This is a genomic window from Bacillus sp. FSL L8-0152 (genome assembly GCF_038006365.1).
Classification (GTDB): domain Bacteria; phylum Bacillota; class Bacilli; order Bacillales; family Bacillaceae_G; genus Bacillus_A; species Bacillus_A cereus.
The window spans coordinates 2,480,894-2,499,202 of the sequence record NZ_JBBOVB010000001.1 but is presented as its reverse complement, the minus strand read 5'-3'; the positions used below and the strand labels follow the sequence as shown (position 1 = coordinate 2,499,202).

Genomic DNA, 18,309 nt, shown 5'->3' with positions numbered 1-18,309 from the left:
TTAAATGTGAAACTGAAAAACTATTTTGCTCCAAATTTTAGAAAAAGATAATAAAGAATTTGTGAAATTGGAAACAGATGAAAGCGATACAGCTATTTTTGAAGCACTATGCTTTGAAAAGTACAAGATGGAGGAAATTCAAGTACTCAATTAAATATTTAATTGAGAGAAAGGTCTTTTCATCAACTAAAAATAAAAACAAAAAACGAATGGAATATTCAAAAAAATGACACTATATTACTGGTCGTAACAATAGTTTTACTTTCCACAAAAGAGGAAAAAATATATAGACTTTACAAATACTAAGAATAGCAAACTAGATAGTTTTATTACCGCATCACATAAAGTGAAACTTTAATCAGTGGGGGTTTTGTTCATCCCCACTGATTATTAGCCCTCACCAATCGGGCTTTTACGGACAGTTGATCCCCCACCTAACTTCTTTGCTTCCGCTGAATTTTGAGGTGAGGGTCTTACTGCCCGGCAAATAGCGAGATAAACTTATTAATAATTTCCAAATACAATAGTTGTTAATCAACAAAAAACTTCAATAACCAAGGTGCACAGTAAATTGACCTCAAATCAATAATTACTACAATATCAGGTTTTGCTTATTCTATAAAAAAGAAATATCACTTAAAAACTATTCCTTTATATCGATTTAGACATAAAACATTTTATTATATCGGCTTAAGTATTATGGAATTAAAATTACAAATAACATCAAAACCCTTTTAAGGGGTTATACATCGTTCGTATCGAATTTATCACCTTTTGATACCTATGTCATTAACACAACTAAAAAAGATTATTACAAAGGAATCTGAGAGGTTTTTTCAATTTCGAAATTTATTTTTTTGTAAATTAAAGGAAAAATAATCCGTATATATACGGATTATTTTCTTAGTGTAATCTGTATTGACCTGTTAACTGTTTTTCAGCCATTCAAACTAAGCGTTTTGTAATCTCTCCACCGATTCGAACCATTTGCAGATGATGTGATGTATCAGGTCCCAGTGTGACTCTTAGTTCAAAAGCAATTTCATACTTCATTTGCTCAATAGTACTTGTAGTAGCAGAAATAAGAATTTCATTTGTATTACTTTCGTATCTTTGAATATTTATAAATAACATGTGCCTAATTATGCTATTTACGCATGAGTAACCTAATTTATTCCAGTATTTTTATAGGAACCCTTTCCCTCCCCTTATTCCACCAATTAAATTTGAAACACAAATGTACATTACATTTCAATATAACAATAAAAGCTACAAAAGCAACGAATTTACTACTTTAAAGTTAAGTGCTTAACCTTGACGTACTTAAATTCTTTTTTCCAGATAAAGCATACATTATATCTTGATGTTTTATTGTCCTCTTATAATTATGTGGTATCGGGAATTTATTTCGGTGTTCTTTTATTATAATTAAAGTTTGAAGTTCTATGCTCAATACTTTTGCGAGGACATGATAGTTATATCCATTGTTTAACAGAGAAATTATGTCATAAAACATAGTTTTTCCACCCACTAATTTTACTAATTTATTCTTTAACTCATCCCCTTTTTCTTTAGCTTCATCAATTTCTAACAACATAGATTTTTTATTTGTCTGCTTAATGTATTGAGTATACAACTCTGGGAATTCTTTTTGTACTTCTTTGTTTAATACTGGTTTATATTTAATCATATAAGTAACTTGTAACAATGAGCGTTTTAACAAACTATCTTCAATGAGATACGCTACTTTATTAAATAAATGTACATATTCCTCAATATTGGAATAACTATTAAAATGAGCTAATACTCTACTTTTTATACTAAAAGCCTTGCCTACATAAATAATATTGTCATTATAATCTTTAATGAAATAAATACCACTATCAGATTTTTTCAATTTATTATCCAATTCTTCTATACTCATAAAATGCAATTCACTCATACTTCTCTCTCCTTAGCAGTTTTAAATCGTAAAAAACAAGCAAGGTTTCTAAAAAAGTACTTAGCTGCCCTAGCATCTCTTATTTTATCTCTTGCTAAATGTCAAAAAACTGTTTCTATGTTACTCAACTATCAATATGATTATTAATAAAATTTTCGATCGTTATTATCTCGCAATTTTATCATGTAATTTCGAGATCGTTTCCTCATTTAAATTACTGTGTTTTATCGAATAAAGGAAATATATTACTACCCCAATAGTAATCCAAATACTAAAGTACACCCATGTCCTTAACGGTAAATTTAGCATTAAAAACACACAGCATACAATTGCAACGCATGGTAATACAGGTACAAAAGGTACCATAAATCCACGTTTTAAATTTGGGTGTGATTTACGAAGGATAATAACTGATAGACAAACTAACGCAAACGTCACCAAACTACCGATATTAACTAAATTAACTAATTCTTTCAAATCAATAAACCCAGCTATTATAGAGCTCCCTATTCCTGCCAATCCAGTTATAAAAGTGGGTGCTCCAGTTTTCTTATTAACTTTCGCAAATGATTTCGGTAACAATCCATCACGACTCATTGCAAAGAATACTCGTGTTGCCGCATACATATTGGAAAAAATAACAGCCATAAGGCCAATTACAGCACCTGCAGCAATTGCACCAGCGACTTTTCCTTGTCCTACAACTTCCATTACATAAGCCATTGCCTCAGGGACATTTAATTCTTTATAGGAAACCATTCCTGTCATAACAAGGCATACCATAACATAAATAATTGTACATATGATTAATGATGCAATAATACCGATCGGAAGATTACGTTTCGGGTCTTTTACTTCTTCTGCTGAAGTTGCTAATATATCAAAACCCGTAAAAGCGAATAAAATAGCTGCTCCACCCGTAAAGACTCCACTTAAACCGTATGGTGCAATTGGTATCCAGTTCATTGGTTTTACATAGAATATACCAACCGTAATAAACAACAAAATCATTCCAATTTTAATCGATACCATTGTATTATTGATTCGTTTACTTTCCCTCGTACCACGGGATAACATCCATGCTAATATCAATGTAATGATTACCGCTGGTAGATTCACAATACCACCATGCGAAGGAATCGTTACTAGAGCTTTAGGTATCTCTAATCCAAATCCCTTTATTAAATTGTGGAAATAGCCTGTCCATCCAGCAGCGACAGCCGCTGTTGCCACGATATATATTAACAGCAATGACCAACCTACTAGATGAGCAACAAACTCACCAATTGTTGCATATGAGTACGTATATACACTACCAGACGCCGGGAGTGTAGAAGCAATTTCCGCGTAACATAATGCTATAAATCCACATATAATTGCCGCAAGTATAAATGAAAAAACAACTGCTGGACCAGCATTTCTTGCTGCTACTAATCCAGTTAACACAAGAACACCCGTTCCAACTATCGAGCCTACCCCTAACATAATTAAATCAAATGCTCCTAATGTTTTCGTTAAAGTCTTGCTTTGATTATGCTCTAACAATTGTGTAACGGATTTCTTTTTTAGTAAATTACTCATATTTTCTGTATCCCCTTTAAAATAAGGTTTGTTCTTCTCGTTAGTGTTGTATATAAATTTACTTAGTTATTAACTAGCCTCATAATATTTCTTTTACATTAAATAGATTTGAAATATTATATAAATTCGCTTCTCACTTACTAGTTAAACTAGACATTTCCATAGATTTTTGCGTACAACGTTTCATAGCTGAAATGATAGCTGTTCTTAAACCTTTTTCTTCTAGCGTTACTACAGCTTCTATCGTCGTTCCACCTGGAGAACAAACCATATCCTTCAATTCACCTGGATGTATTCCTGTTTCCAATACCATTTTTGCAGAACCTAATACAGCCTGAGCCGCAAATTTATAAGCTTGTTTTCTCGGCATACCGCCAAGTACAGCAGCATCTGCCATGGCTTCTATAAACATATACACATATGCTGGAGAAGAACCACTAATAGATGTAACAACATCCATTAGTTTTTCATTTATGACCTCCGTCTGGCCGAAAATATTAAATATGTTCAGTACCTCTTTTATATCTTTTTCTGTAACCATTTCATTAAAACATAACGCAGACATTCCTTCTCCAACAAGTGCCGGTGTATTAGGCATTACTCTAACAACTTTCAACTTTCTACCAAATTCATTCTCAGTGCTCTTAATACTTTTTCCTGCAGCAATAGTTACAACGATTACATCATTTTTTATTTGATCTTTTATTTGGTTAATTACCGATGAGTATAAATCTGGTTTGATTGATAAAATTAAAATGTCAGCGCTGTTAGCGACTTCATTGTTGTTAGTAGTTATAGTTATGCCATATTCATTACTAGCATTTTTTAAATTAATGACATTTAAATCTGAACAAATTATTTGATCTGGAGAAACTATATTTTTTTTAATCATCCCACCTATCATAGCAATACCCATGTTTCCACATCCGATAAAACCTATTTGTTTATTCATAATAATTTGCTCTTGCTCCTTCTACTCTAAATTTTATTGATTTTGAAATTATTATTCTAAATAAGGGCTATTACAATTACTTGGTTTATCAATAGAATTTCAAAATTCTCCTTCCTATATAGAGCTTACATATACCTCTAATAACTTCTTTGCTTTCGCTGAATTTTGAGGTGTGAGTCTTACTGCCCGGCAAATAGCGGGATAAAATCATTTCTTTAATCTATAATAAGAAGGACATAAAAAAACAAAAAGTTACAAAAATTTTCAAATTAAAACTTTTATAACTTTTTGTTTTGATTCAAATATAATTTCAATTAAGGTATCTCATCGTTTTAAACTTGACGCTCCATAATCTTGTATAGTTACATTTATATGATATTTAATCGGTACTTTACTAAATGTTTGATCCCAATCTTTTTTGACTTTCTCCCATGTTCTCGGGTGTTTAATTCTTAATTGGTTGCCAAAACCCGCAATATCGACTTGATATTCTTTTTGTATTTTTTTTGTAACATGATGTACTAAGTGCTTTACTTCTTTTTCAATAGCTTTTTCTTCCTTTTTTAAAAATTCATTTTCAAAATCTTTTCCTGATTGCATCCAATTTTCAGACAAACGCCCTTCTGATTCAATGTTTACATCAAAGGAAATATTATTTCCGTTAACATGTGGTATGATTTTGCTTTTTATTGACTTTATTTCGTATATAATGAGTTTCTTTGATTCTTTATCAAAAGTTTTTACCACACCACCATTCCTTTTTCCGTTTATCCATACTACTCCTTCCAATTCCTGTTCATTTAAAAAGCCCATCAACTTTTTTGTCTTCCCTTTAATTACAGCAGCTCCTGCAAATTTTGTTTCCCCTTTTATCGAGATTACATTTTGCAAAAGAAAACTGGACCCTGACCGCATCTTTCCTTCCAATTTAGCGAGCGATACAGGAGGTAAAATCCTTGTTGTTCTATTTCTATTATCTGCAATTCCAGACAAACGAAATGCTGGAATTTCTCCTTTTTTGTTTGATTCCAGTACCTCCTTCGCTAGCCCCTTGCTAATTAAGAGCATACAGCTAAGCCGAACTTCATTGTCACGGAGATACTGTTCAAGTAATTGTTCTAAACTGTATGTACGTACAAGACTATCACTAATAACAATGTTTTTTAAATGTGGGCTGAACATTGTGCTCTCTCTTTTCAATGAAAACTCACGAACAATTTGATGAATGGAATCACCTGTCTCAGAAACATTAATATAACGTTTTTGTTGTCCATTTCCTTTACTTTGTGCTTGCGAACTAACAATTTGATAAGTAGCTGTTATAAGATTTCTTTTAGGATAACCTCCTTCCTCATCCTCTTTCTCAATTGTTGAATCCTTCCCTTTATCTATTGCTATACCTGCAGTTAAACTCAACTCTTCTACTTCTTTACTGCTCCAACATCCTGTTAAAAATAGAAGCAAAAGCGTCCATAACAAAGCAAAATAGAACCGCATATAATTAAATTTATTTTTCACACTACTCCTCCTTTTAATCGCGTAATAATAAGAAGAAGTAGTGGCAGTAAACCAAATAAAAATAAAGCAGCATTACCGAGCATATCCCCCAATTTAAGCAAGTCATTTATATTTTTCGAAGTCATAGCAATGATGTAAATGATTGGAATCAAAGCAAAAATAAACGGATGAATACTCTTTTTAAAGAGTTGCGCTAATCCTAATGCAGCTGCATAATAACTAATCGTATAGGTAGCAAATATTTGCATAATCCATATTACAAGCAGTAAAGATTCAAAACGTTCAAATATCAATCCAGAAATTTCAAAACTGCGCATAAGGTCAATTGTCGGCCATGTTCTTGTTACAACCCCATCAATTGATAATGCACCAATGACCATTACAACAGTTATTACATAAAAGATTAACGGAATAGAAATTCCAACTAAAATAGCTTTTACTGCTTTATTTCGTTGTTCCATAAATACCAAAAGAATTAACATAATTTCAGGACCTGTATATGCGAGAGACGTTGTTTTTATCCCATCTAATACTGGTTTAATTCCCAAACCTAATACGGGACGGAGATTATCTATCTCGAATATTCCGATGCTCATAAAGGAAATGATTAAAAAAATAAAAACAGTAATAGGAAATATTATTTCAAACATCCGTGCAATTGAATTAATACCACTCATAATCAAATAGAGACCTATCCACATAAAAGGCATAACAATAGCCCATGTGGGGGTTCCTTCGAGCAAAAAAAAGCTTATTACTTCTGCCATTGAACGAATTTGAAATGCTGAAGTTGTAAGAAAATACCCTATAATAAGAAAACTAAGCAACCTGCCTATCCATTTCCCTACAATATCTTGACTGTATTGGTAAAATGTTTTTTCTGGAAACTGCTGACTTAATTTGACCATAATTACTCCTGAAACCATTGCCAGTATTCCACCTAATATCACACTTATCCATACATCTGGTGTTTTCACTTTTTCCACAGATGCTCTAGGCAGAGTGAGAATTCCTGTCCCAAGTATGTAATTTACAATAATAACAACTGCCTGTGAAGTTGTTATTCGGTCTTTAAGTTTAGTAATCACTGAAGGCCACTTCCTTTCGTCATCAGCTACCTTTTGCGGATATTTTTTTTGGTATGCATTATTTTTGGTCGACGTCTCATTATTTTTAATGGCATGCGAACCATAAAATCTTTCCAGTCACTGAATCGATATGGAACAGCAGGACTGGTATAAGGAACGCCAAAACTTTTCAGTTTCACTAAATGACTGCAAAGTAAAAGAAAGAAGAGAATAACTCCATACAAACCAAATATCGCAGCACAAAACATAGCTACAAAACGAAGAATGCGTAACGTAATTCCTACACTATATTGTGGAATAGTAAAAGAAGAAATAGCTGTTACCGCAACAACGATAACCATTATTGGACTAACAATTCCTGCTTCTACGGCAGCCTGACCAATTATTAAACCGCCCACAATTCCCATTGCAGGTCCAATTGGTTTAGGCAGACGTAAACCTGCTTCTCGCAAAACTTCGATAGCTACTTCCATAATTAACGCTTCTATTAAAGCGGGAAAAGGAACTCCTTCTCGCGATCCGATAATAGAAATAGCGAGCTTAGTGGGAATTAATCCTGGATGAAATGAAATAAAAGAAATATACAGTGCTGGAGCAAATAATGAAACAAAAGCTGTCATGAAGCGTAATAAGCGGAGAAGCGTACCAGGAAGCCACCTTTCATAATAATCTTCTGGTGATTGCAGCAGCATACTAAATGTAACTGGAGCAATTAAAACAAATGGTGTTCCATCTAACAAAATAGCTACTCGACCTTCCATTAAAGCACTAATAACACGATCAGGTCGTTCTGTATTTTGAATCTGTGGAAAAGGACTTAGATAATTATCTTCAATGAGTTGCTCTATATAACCAGATTCGAGTACACTGTCTATGTCAATTTTCTGAATTCTGTTTTTTACTTCATCCACCAATTCTGTACTAGCAAGATCTCTAATAAATGCGACAACTAACTCTTTCTTTGCACGTTCTCCTACTGGTAGCTTTACTAATGATAAACTCTCATCCGCACAATGTCGTCGCAAAAGTGAGGTATTATCACTTAATACTTCAGTAAAACCGACCCGTGGCCCTCTGACTAATGCCTCCGATACTGGTTCTTCAATGTTTCGTTTATTTGCTTTTGTTGTACCAAGAATAAACACATCTGCTAAACCATCAATTAAAAGAGCTGTTGAACCTATCAATACTTTGGGTATTAAATCTTTTATGTAATGGACTTCTGCTACTTCACTAATTGTAAGAACTTTATTTTTAATATATTCTTTTGAAACAGTCCCCTCCACATAAGAAGATTCATTTTTATATTCATCAGAAAAATCATCCATTAGTAATTTCATAATATGTTTGTCAATTATCTCTTTATCTGATAGGCCATCAACAAAAACGATCCCAGCCTGAATATCTGTGCGTCCAATATTAAACTTCCGAAAGCGAACATCAGAATTATGTCCGATTTGTTGCTTTATAAGTTCTAAGTTAGAGGCAAAATCATTTGTGAAATGAACGATTGCATTTTGAGAAGGTTTATGCTCTTGTTTCGTTTTACTTTGAATATTATTTTTTTTCACTTGTTTGTCTCTTGACTTCCACCAACTCATTCTTCCCACTCTTTCTCTGACATACGAACCCAATGAAAAACTCTTGAGATAGTATACGGAATTAAAAACAAGATAAAAGCTTGTACAAAGACTTTCCAATCTGGAAGATAAGAAGTAATTATGTTCCACATTTTTATCACCCAATTTATATACTCTGCTAGGATTGAGATTTCTAAAAAACGATATGTACTTAATAAAAAATAACGATAAGATTAAAGAGCAGAAAAGCGAGACATTATGCTTGTTTAGTACCAATAACCTAATTAGTATAAAAACATTTCTGACCTAAAATACCATTTCCAATTATAATTTGTTAAATATTATCTCCTTTTCCGTTATTTATATGCCCGCATTTGAATTTCAAATAATATAAGGATCAATGATATTTCCTCTTAAAGAAAAAAAGATGCTAGAAGATAGCATCTTTTTTTAAATTCAACTTACTATGTATTTATATTTTATTGTGAAAATATTCGTTTTTTTAATGAATATTAATGTTTAAAGAAATAAAAAATACATATTCTTTTGTTCTAAGTTCATACACTTCTACCAAATCGATACGGAATTTTCTGATTTTAAAACTAATATGAAATAAAGGAGAATAAAAAGAAAAACTATTATCAATCTATCAATTGAAAATAATACTTAGCAAGAGTTTATCATCTTAACTCCAAGTGTATTCGTTTTGCTTCAAAATAAAGAACTTGAATAAATTTTTTCGTATCAATACGAGCAGGTAATGTTGGTTCATTATTCAATTCTGTCATCTTTCTCCTTACGGTAGTAAAATCAAAAAATCTAGAAGCATAATTTTCGAACTTCGGGTTTAAAAAATCAGTAAGTCCAAGGGAAGCTAAATGGTTTAATGATTGATAAATTGCTCTCCGAATCCGTTGTTTGGAAGCTTCTATAAACCTTTTTAATTCGGCGTCTTCAGCTGAATCCCCAAGTTTTTTTTGAGCTAAATTCATAAAAATCTCTTTTAGTGAGGGAAAACCTTGTTCCAACGTGTTATCTTGTTCATATTTATATAAATAATCTAGCATATCCATTAAATCTTTACTTCCACTTTCACTGGCTATTCCTAATTCAGACAAAAGAAAATGAATGGAATTTTGAAAGTGATTAAAAGTATTTAAATGTTTTTCATTACGGTATTTTTCTTGCGCACTTGAATTACTATCCAATTTTAATACCATATTAAGCGATTCTTGAATGTTTTTTATCGATTTTTCCAAACGAATTCGTTCAATGACTTTCCGAACAACTGTTAAAACTTCAATCCGGTTAATTGGCTTAATAATATAGTATTCAACGCCAAGCGAATAAGCTTCAGCAATTAACTCTTTTGATTCTACTTGAGAAACCATGATGATTTTCCCTTTAAACGAAGGCTTTATTTGACGAATTGTTTTTATTCCATCTTGAATCGGCATTAACAAATCGATAAATAAAATGTCAATCTTTTTAAGGGTTGGCATGTTTTGCTCTAAAGATAAACCATCCTCAGCTTCTCCTATAACCTCTCCAAGATCTTCATCCTCGATAATTTGAGCCAACATTGAGCGAACCGCTTTTTCATCATCTACTATATAAAAATACATAGAATCACCCTTTCGAAATTATATGATCAATCCCTAATCTAATTATAAAAATTGATCCTTTTCCTTCGGTTCTGTCCTCAAGCGTAACATCACCTTCTAGTTGTTCGACCATTTCTTTAACATACGATAGTCCGATGCCTGTCGATGGATTGCCTAAATCATCATATTTAGAAGTAAAACCAGGCTCAAAAATTGAATCTTTATATTTGGAAGAAATACCTGGACCGTTATCTCCTACTCGAAATTCAACAAAATGATGGTCTTTATTAATGTCAATTGTGATGATTCCCATACTTTGGATAGCTTCTACAGCGTTTGTAACGATATTATTTATAATAGATAAGATTGTATAAATATGATAATGAGAATGCACACCATCAATTTTATACACAAATTGGATGTCTTTCTCTAGCAACCGTGCATATTTCGTATTTGCCCGTATAATGATATTTACTAGTTCATGTACAGACATATAATCTGTAAAACTTTCATCAGAAATTAATTTTGAAAGTCCCGCAAAAATACGTTGGTTATCCTTTTTAACGTCATGGACCTCACCAGCAATTTGTAATGCCTGTTGCCTTAAATCCCCAAACTGAAAATCCATCTGTTTGTGCTCAAAGGAGTCTAAAGTTTTATATAAATCATAAGATTTTTTTGTTATATTCTCAGCATCTTGTAATGTTTTTTTTAAATGAACAGCATCTTCATATAAATTAGAGATGAGCATGAGCATGTGTTCATTTTGCTTCTTTATATGTCTCTCCCTTGATTGCGCTTCATACAATTTCATCATATTGAAAAAGCTTAGAACTATAAAACTATGGGAACATGCGATAACAATGATCTCATTTATTGCCTCGGATGTGATTGATGTTTTTAATACGAAATATTGAATCATTAATTCCACACAGTCTGACAGTATTTCAATCATGCAACCAATCAAACCAATCATTAGTGGTTGATGATAAAAACGTTTGATTTTTGCTAAATGAAAGAGATACGAATAAGTAAAATAAAAGAAAAAACTAGGATAGTGAGTATGAAAAGCGGCTAGCCAATCCATATTTCCCTTTATAATGACATCCATTGAGATACGAAATACTACCACGACTATTGCTGTTAAAAAACCCGGTAAAAATGCTGGAATTCGTCGAAACAATAACAAAAAAAAGAAAAATGTTGGTGCACCAAAGCTCATTCTAAATGTTTCATTTAAAGGAAATGACTTTATTTCACCTACTAAGGGTACTGTAAGTATCATTAAAACGAGAATATAGATGTCTTTTTTTACTAAATTACTAAGATTCAAAATAATCACTTCTCACTTTCGCCTAACAGTCAGTATACAAACCTATTTGTATTAATACAATACTTACTCTATTTTTTTCAAAAACTGATAAATAAGATATAAACGAAAGCATTATAGATTGTGAGTATTCATTACACTCTTCTACTTTAGAAAGATACTTTATAACTCAAAAATGTTCAGACACAATATAAGGTCTGAACACTTTTGGACTCGCTCTAACACCAAAATACCTGTGCTCCTTTTTAAAATATACTTAAATCCCATTCTTTTGCAATATGTTCTAACAACATAATTCCTGGTAAACTATTCCCATACTCATCAATGGCTGGTCCGTAAATACCAATACCACATCCATCTTGGAACGGTAAATCCTTCCTAGATTTTGAGGGAACAAGTGTCATAATTCCGCCGGATACCCCACTCTTAGCTGGTAATCCAATGAAAGCAGCAAATTTTCCAGAAGCGTTGTACATTCCACAAGTAAGCATTAAAGCCTTTGTTAACCTAGCTACTTCTTTAGGGAGCACTTGTTCTTTGCGAATAGGATGATATCCATCATGTGCTAGTATAAGCCCTATTAAGGCAATATCTTCTGTATTTATTTCAATCGAACATTGTTTTAGGTAAACCTCTAGTGTCTCCTCCACATCTGATTCTAGAAAACCATTCTCCTTTAAATAGTATGCTAATGCTCTATTACGATGAGCGGTTTCCCATTCTGATTGAAATACTATTTCATTAATAGCGGGACGCTTCTCTATCATTTTTTCAATTAATACGTATATAGATTCTAATTTTTCTTGCACCGATGTCCCTGGCAAAAGTGAAGCTATCGTAATCGCTCCAGCATTAATCATAGGATTAAAAGGTTTTCCTGGTTTATGTATCTCTAAACGAATAATTGAATTAAAGGCATCTCCAGTTGGCTCTACGTCAACTCGTTCTAATACATAAGAAATACCGCGACTTAAACAAGCGGCTATAAAACCGATTACTTTTGATATACTTTGTAATGTGAAAGGTACCTCCCAATCTCCTGATTTTATCATTGTTCCATCTGGCTTTACTATACAAATACCTAACTGCGATACATTTATTTCTCCCAGAGCGGGAATATAACTGGCGCTTCGTCCCTTAGTTGCATACGTTCGATAATGAGCTACCCATTGATCTAAGCAAACTTTTTCTTGACCTTCAATTTGAACGCTATAATCTTTTATCATTTAAAAATATTCCCCCGTACTATTAACTTGATATAAAATAATTTTTTCTTTAATATCATCGATACTATTTACACTAGAACCAAGAAAAATATTCAGACATATTGCAGTCTGAATATTTTTCTTATTACACACTTTTCTTTTTTGAAATTTTCTCATAACTATCCCAACATTCAATATTTTCAAGTCCTTTAATGTTTTCTTTATAAAAAATAGGATCTTTACCAGCTTTTTTCTGGTTTATATAATCTTGTAACGCCGCAAATGCTACTTTTGAAAGTAAGGTAATAGCAATTAAATTAATAATAACCATAAAGCCCATAAATAAATCCGCTAAATCCCATACAATTTGGATCTTTGCAACAGAACCAAATACAATCATAGCCAACACACTTATTCTGTATATCATTAACCACACTTTACTTGTATGTAAGAAGCGAATATTTGTTTCACCATAATAATAGTTGCCAATTAACGCACCAAACCCAAATAAAAAAACAAAGATAGCAAGACAACCCGATGCCCAAGGACCGATGTGTTCACTTAATGCTGCTTGTGTCAGTGCAATACCATTTAATCCCGGTTGTTTATATGCATCAGACAGCAAAATAATAAAGGCAGTGCTAGTACAAATGATTAATGTATCCGTTAATACACCAAATGCTTGAATCAGTCCTTGTTTCACTGGATGGCTTGTTGTTGCTGTTGCGGCAACGTTTGGTGCACTTCCCATACCAGCTTCATTTGAGAATAAACCGCGTTTAACTCCATTCATAAGTGCTGCACCAATTGAACCACCTGCTATTTGTTTAAAACCAAATGCGTTTTGAACAATAAGAGAAAGAACTTCCGGCATTTTTGATATGTTGGTAACTACAACAAATAATGCAACTCCAATGTATAATACCGCTAAAAATACCACCTTGTATTCAGCCATTTTTGCAATACGTTGTACACCACCAAAGATAATCGCAGCGAAAGCAATAGCCATGATTATCCCAACTGTTAGACGATCTGTACCAAATGAGTTTTGAAAAGCGATTGTAACTGTATTTGATTGTACTGAATTGAATACAAGACCGAAAGTAATTGTAATTAAAATAGAGAATAATACTCCCATCCAACGTTTATTCAGCCCTTTTTCCATATAATAGGATGGACCACCGCGGAAACCAGTTTTATCTTTTACTTTATATATCTGTGCTAATGTGCTTTCGACAAAACTAGAGGCCGAGCTAATAATAGAAATAATCCACATCCAAAATACAGCTCCAGGACCCCCTAATGCAATTGCAATCGCAATTCCTGTGATATTCCCTGTTCCAACGCGGGCTGCCATACCAATACAAAACGCTTGAAAAGGAGAGATTTGATCTTTAGAACCACTTTTCCCCTCCATTAATACACGGACCATCTCTTTTAACATTCGAAACTGTACAAAATTCAATTTAAATGTAAAATAAATTCCGCAAATAACAAGCATAATAATTAACAATTTAGACCATAAAAAATCATTTGTTGATCCGACTAACTCTACAAAAAACCTTTCCATATCATCACTCCATGCTAAAATTTATCTATCATAATCTATATAAAATCACCTATATTTCCTGGTATAAATACCTCTTTCATATTCAAATACAACAAAGATAAAAATTTTCTATATGAATCGGATTGGCCTGTTTAAGCAAACATCACAACATGTAACCATAAAACTGAAATTTTGAAGTACTTAACGCTTATACAAACGGATGCTCTCCCCCTTTCTGCAAACTAATATTTTTATCCACTAACATTGTTGTACTATTATGTTTGTTTCGTTTACCGGTGATTTAAATCATAATAATCAATAGTGATTAAGTGGTTTTTTGTTAATTTTCTCAAGAACATGGAAATATCTCCTTTCTCACTACTAATCTCAAAAATAGGCTAGGTAAAAACTTCACGAAAAATCTATAAAGCGCTTTCAATCTTCAACTAAGAGAAGCTTGTCTTTAATTTATAATTAAAAGTACAGAATGTTACGAAAAAGTACAGATTTTTATAAAAACCAAAAAATATTTTAAGATTTTTCATCTAAAAAAACAGTGAGATTTTGTGAATTTTATACAGTATCCAAACGTCGCGGATGCTGTTCTACCTGATCTCTGACAAGCCTCTATTTTCTTCATAAAAACATGCATATTTTTTCTCTTTTAGAAGTTCATATAAAGTATTTGAAATCAAGAATCAACAGGATATTATAAGAATATTTAAAAAATAAAACATTTAATTTATTTATGGTATCATACAAAAAACATTTGGTTTCTCAATTAATCCCCCTAGTTGGGTTCGTCTATATTGCACATATTTACAATATTAAAGACACTAAGAAAAAAATGATTTTGTTGAAGGGATGAAACATTACAAAACTCTTATTTAGGACCTTATGACATCCTCTTTTCTAACAATATCGAGTTATCCCAAAAAACGTATATTTACTAACATAGATTACAGGTGGTGTATTGTGAAAGAAATAGTATTTGTTCAAAATAAAAAAAGACTCCTTATGAAATTCCAATTTTTAAAAAAGGATTTAGTACTTACCATTTCACTGATACTAGCAATTGTAAGCTGCTTAATACATTCGCCAAAGATCGAATATGTTAACTTTGAAGTGTTAATTAGCTTATTTAATCTAATGGTGGCCATTAAGGCCTTGGAACAGCTAAAGATATTAGACAAACTTGCCGTTGCGATTTTAAATAAATGCAATAACAGCAGGTCAATATCTATTATTCTAATTTTGTTATGCTTTATTTGCTCCATGTTTGTAACAAATGATGTCGCTCTCCTCACTTTTGTACCAATAACACTTGTCATTAGTAAAAAAACACAAATGAACATGATGGATACAATCATCCTGCAGACAATTGCGGCAAACATCGGTAGTAGCTTGATGCCTATGGGAAACCCACAAAATTTATACTTATATTCTTACTATGGAATTAAGCTCATCCCATTTTTAGGTTCAATCCTGCTTTTAGCTGTACTTGGAATTAGTTTGTTGTTTATATTTACTCAAAAACTTCAAAAAACAGATTTAAAAATAGAACTACCTGTTATTACCGTGAAGAATCGAAAAAAAGCTACCATCTGGATTTTGATACTTATCACTATCATTGCATCTATTTTTGGTTTCATTAATTATTACATTGCGCTAATAGTTACATTGATGGCAGCTTTTACGTTAGATAGAAACTTACTATTAAAGGTTGATTACTTTCTGCTAATAACCTTTGTCTGTTTTTTTATTTTCATTGGAAATATTTCTCATTCCGATGCGCTGGAGACCTTTGCTCGCGCTAATTTAAGAGGAGATACTTCAGTCTTCTTTAGTTCCATATTTTTGAGTCAATTGATTAGCAATTTTCCTACTTCAATTCTTCTATCAAACTTTACTTCTGATTGGAAAGCTTTATTACTAGGAGTAAATATTGGAGGGCTTGGAACAATTATCGCATCTTTAGCCAGTGTAATTTCCTATAAACTATTCATTCAGGCCAATGGTAAAGAGAGTAAGGCGTATTTCATTAAATTTAGCATTTATAACTTTGCATTTTTAATCATACTTACATGTATACAATACTTTATTTTTAAATTTCTATAACTTTAAAAAGTGATTACTACTAGAATAATAAAAACCAAAACTTTCTCAACATTAAATTGGGAAAGTTTTGGTTTTAAAGTACATAATACTTACAATTAGCATTATAAGCAAGATCCACAAATTGCATCAATTAACTCACCAGTTATCCAACGACTGTCTGATGATCAAAGAAAATCTCTAAAAACTAGTTGATAATCTTTTAAAATTAAACTTTCCTATAATACTATTTGCTATTTCTTCAATATTTTCATTTAGAAAGAAATGATTACCTTCAAAAGAATGAAAAGTACACGTTTTACTTGTGTATCGTTCCCATTTTATTACTTGATCATATGTAGTAAATTCATCATTTTCCCCATTAAATATAAGAAAATCAATATCACATGGTTGTGTATTTTTGTCATGAATATACGTCTCAACGATTTTAAAATCTGCTCTTAGAATAGGGAGAAAAATCTCCATTAATTCTTCTGATTGCAGTACCCCAGATGGTGTACCTCCCATTGCAATAACTTCTCTTTTAAATTGTTCGTTAGAAAGATTATGTCGGATGTTTTTTATTTTACTATTTGGATGATTTCTACCGGATAAGACAAGAAATTTAGGCAATACGCTTTTAGAATCTTGTATTTTTCTAGCTACTTCATAGGCAATCAAACTTCCCATACTATGCCCAAATAAAATATATGGCGAATCATCTATCTGCATAACGATATTATTATAGACATCATTTACCGCTTCTTCCATACTTCCGTACAAACTTTCTTCAATTCTATATCCTCTACCAGCTAACTCTATCGGGACTACCTCAATATATGGATTAAAGTAATTTTTCCATTTTGCGTAACTAAACGCGGATCCCCCAGCATGTGGAAAGCAAAAAAGTTTAGTCTTCTGCATTGATTTTCTCCTTACTTTCAAATTTGTATATAGTTTGGAAAATTGCATAAATGTCTTTAATTATTATCTCTTGCGGAAATTCATCCCTTGTTGCACAAGCAGATACCTTATAATTTGGCTCAATGTTATATTGTCTAAAGTAAAAGTTTTGAGGTATATACTTATATGAAATTAAAGTTGGTGACTCTTTTTTTATAGAGAATGAATTTAACGGGATATAAAGCCCTTTTCCAATCGTTTTTATATAACTTTCTTTTAATGTCCATAAATCATAAAAATAATTAATTTGTTCATCAGAATTTATATTAGATATATCATAAAATTCTTCCTCTGAAAAAAATTCATTTGCTAATTTAAGAGCCTCTATCTCTGAAATCTTTTCTATATCAATACCCACATTAAATTTAGCAGTAGTACAAACCACCCATTCTCCTGAATGTGACAGATTAAAATGAAAGTCAGAAAAGTTTTCAACAAAAGGTTTTCCATACTCATTATATATAAATTTAATTTCTTCATTATTAATTTTATACTTTTGGCAGATTAGAGATCGGATTAGTAAATCTCCTATCAGGGTCCTATTAATGTCGCATGAATTTAATAAACGCTTCATTCGTTCTTTCTTCTCATTTGAAACTAAGTTACTAAGTTGCTTAAACAAATGACTTTCAATATTCTTTGGTATTTTCACAGCTTGAATTTGTATGATAAATCACGTCCTTTTTTAAAGAATTACTTCATATATGAACGTTACATAAATTCAAATTCACATTACTAAATTGCATATACAATAGGAAAGGTGCATATTTACATATCAATGAAAATATGCACCTTTCCTCAGTAATATCATCAGGCATTCGCTTCTATTACAAAGATTTCTATGTCTCTACCAATTACTTTTTACATTATCCCCTTAAAAAGTAATGCTCTTAATATATTCAT

15 protein-coding genes are annotated in these 18,309 nt (G+C 31.9%); 2 read left to right on the top strand and 13 right to left on the bottom strand.

Features of this window, described 5'->3' with window-relative positions:
• Positions 1–25 precede the first annotated feature (25 nt).
• Complete coding sequence (locus MHH27_RS12580; RefSeq protein ID WP_080126379.1) at positions 26–154, top strand: peptidase; 129 nt, start codon at positions 26–28, stop codon at positions 152–154.
• 791 nt (positions 155–945) lie between these two features.
• On the opposite strand, the gene MHH27_RS12575 is transcribed toward MHH27_RS12580, so the two are convergent.
• The 11 genes from MHH27_RS12575 to MHH27_RS12525 form a co-directional block, all read right to left on the bottom strand.
• Positions 946–1,134 carry a small, acid-soluble spore protein, alpha/beta type gene (locus MHH27_RS12575; protein ID WP_000897404.1) on the bottom strand — a complete coding sequence of 63 codons (189 nt, stop codon included), beginning with the start codon at positions 1,132–1,134 and terminating at the stop codon, positions 946–948.
• 166 nt (positions 1,135–1,300) lie between these two features.
• A complete protein-coding gene (locus MHH27_RS12570; protein WP_065228847.1) occupies positions 1,301–1,942 on the bottom strand; it encodes a nucleotide excision repair endonuclease in 642 nt (213 codons plus the stop codon).
• A gap of 165 nt (positions 1,943–2,107) precedes the next feature.
• On the bottom strand, positions 2,108–3,523 hold the full coding sequence (locus MHH27_RS12565; RefSeq protein WP_000067460.1) for an amino acid permease: 1,416 nt from the start codon (positions 3,521–3,523) through the stop codon (positions 2,108–2,110).
• A gap of 133 nt (positions 3,524–3,656) precedes the next feature.
• The gene (proC, locus tag MHH27_RS12560; protein WP_001041290.1) at positions 3,657–4,475 is read right to left on the bottom strand and encodes a pyrroline-5-carboxylate reductase; all 819 of its coding nucleotides are present in this window, start codon (positions 4,473–4,475) and stop codon (positions 3,657–3,659) included.
• 324 nt (positions 4,476–4,799) lie between these two features.
• Positions 4,800–5,993, bottom strand: coding sequence for a Ger(x)C family spore germination protein (locus tag MHH27_RS12555; protein ID WP_340942772.1), 1,194 nt, complete (start codon positions 5,991–5,993; stop codon positions 4,800–4,802).
• Entirely contained in the window at positions 5,990–7,081 is a 1,092-nt protein-coding gene (locus tag MHH27_RS12550; protein WP_000628928.1) for a spore germination protein, read from the bottom strand. Before MHH27_RS12550 ends, MHH27_RS12555 begins: the two co-directional genes overlap by 4 nt.
• Before the next feature lie 26 nt (positions 7,082–7,107).
• Positions 7,108–8,682, bottom strand: coding sequence for a spore germination protein (locus MHH27_RS12545; protein ID WP_000119223.1), 1,575 nt, complete (start codon positions 8,680–8,682; stop codon positions 7,108–7,110).
• Between the two features lie 659 nt (positions 8,683–9,341).
• A complete protein-coding gene (locus tag MHH27_RS12540; protein WP_098251396.1) occupies positions 9,342–10,286 on the bottom strand; it encodes a response regulator in 945 nt (314 codons plus the stop codon).
• A 4-nt stretch (positions 10,287–10,290) separates the two neighbouring features.
• Positions 10,291–11,607, bottom strand: a complete 1,317-nt coding sequence (locus MHH27_RS12535; RefSeq protein ID WP_033692146.1) for a sensor histidine kinase — start codon at positions 11,605–11,607, stop codon at positions 10,291–10,293.
• Between the two features lie 233 nt (positions 11,608–11,840).
• Positions 11,841–12,821: a glutaminase GlsA gene (gene glsA / locus MHH27_RS12530; RefSeq protein WP_001968441.1), complete on the bottom strand. Its 981-nt coding sequence runs from the start codon at positions 12,819–12,821 to the stop codon at positions 11,841–11,843.
• Positions 12,822–12,945: 124 nt separating this feature from the next.
• Positions 12,946–14,370, bottom strand: a complete 1,425-nt coding sequence (locus tag MHH27_RS12525) for an alanine/glycine:cation symporter family protein (protein ID WP_340942763.1) — start codon at positions 14,368–14,370, stop codon at positions 12,946–12,948.
• Positions 14,371–15,324: 954 nt separating this feature from the next.
• Here MHH27_RS12525 and MHH27_RS12520 point away from each other — a divergent pair.
• Positions 15,325–16,467: an anion transporter gene (locus MHH27_RS12520; RefSeq protein ID WP_098251395.1), complete on the top strand. Its 1,143-nt coding sequence runs from the start codon at positions 15,325–15,327 to the stop codon at positions 16,465–16,467.
• Positions 16,468–16,644: 177 nt separating this feature from the next.
• On the opposite strand, the gene MHH27_RS12510 is transcribed toward MHH27_RS12520, so the two are convergent.
• Positions 16,645–17,367, bottom strand: coding sequence for a thioesterase II family protein (locus MHH27_RS12510; protein WP_340942758.1), 723 nt, complete (start codon positions 17,365–17,367; stop codon positions 16,645–16,647).
• On the bottom strand, positions 17,354–18,058 hold the full coding sequence (locus MHH27_RS12505; RefSeq protein ID WP_098251394.1) for a 4'-phosphopantetheinyl transferase family protein: 705 nt from the start codon (positions 18,056–18,058) through the stop codon (positions 17,354–17,356). Before MHH27_RS12505 ends, MHH27_RS12510 begins: the two co-directional genes overlap by 14 nt.
• Positions 18,059–18,309: the final 251 nt, after the last annotated feature.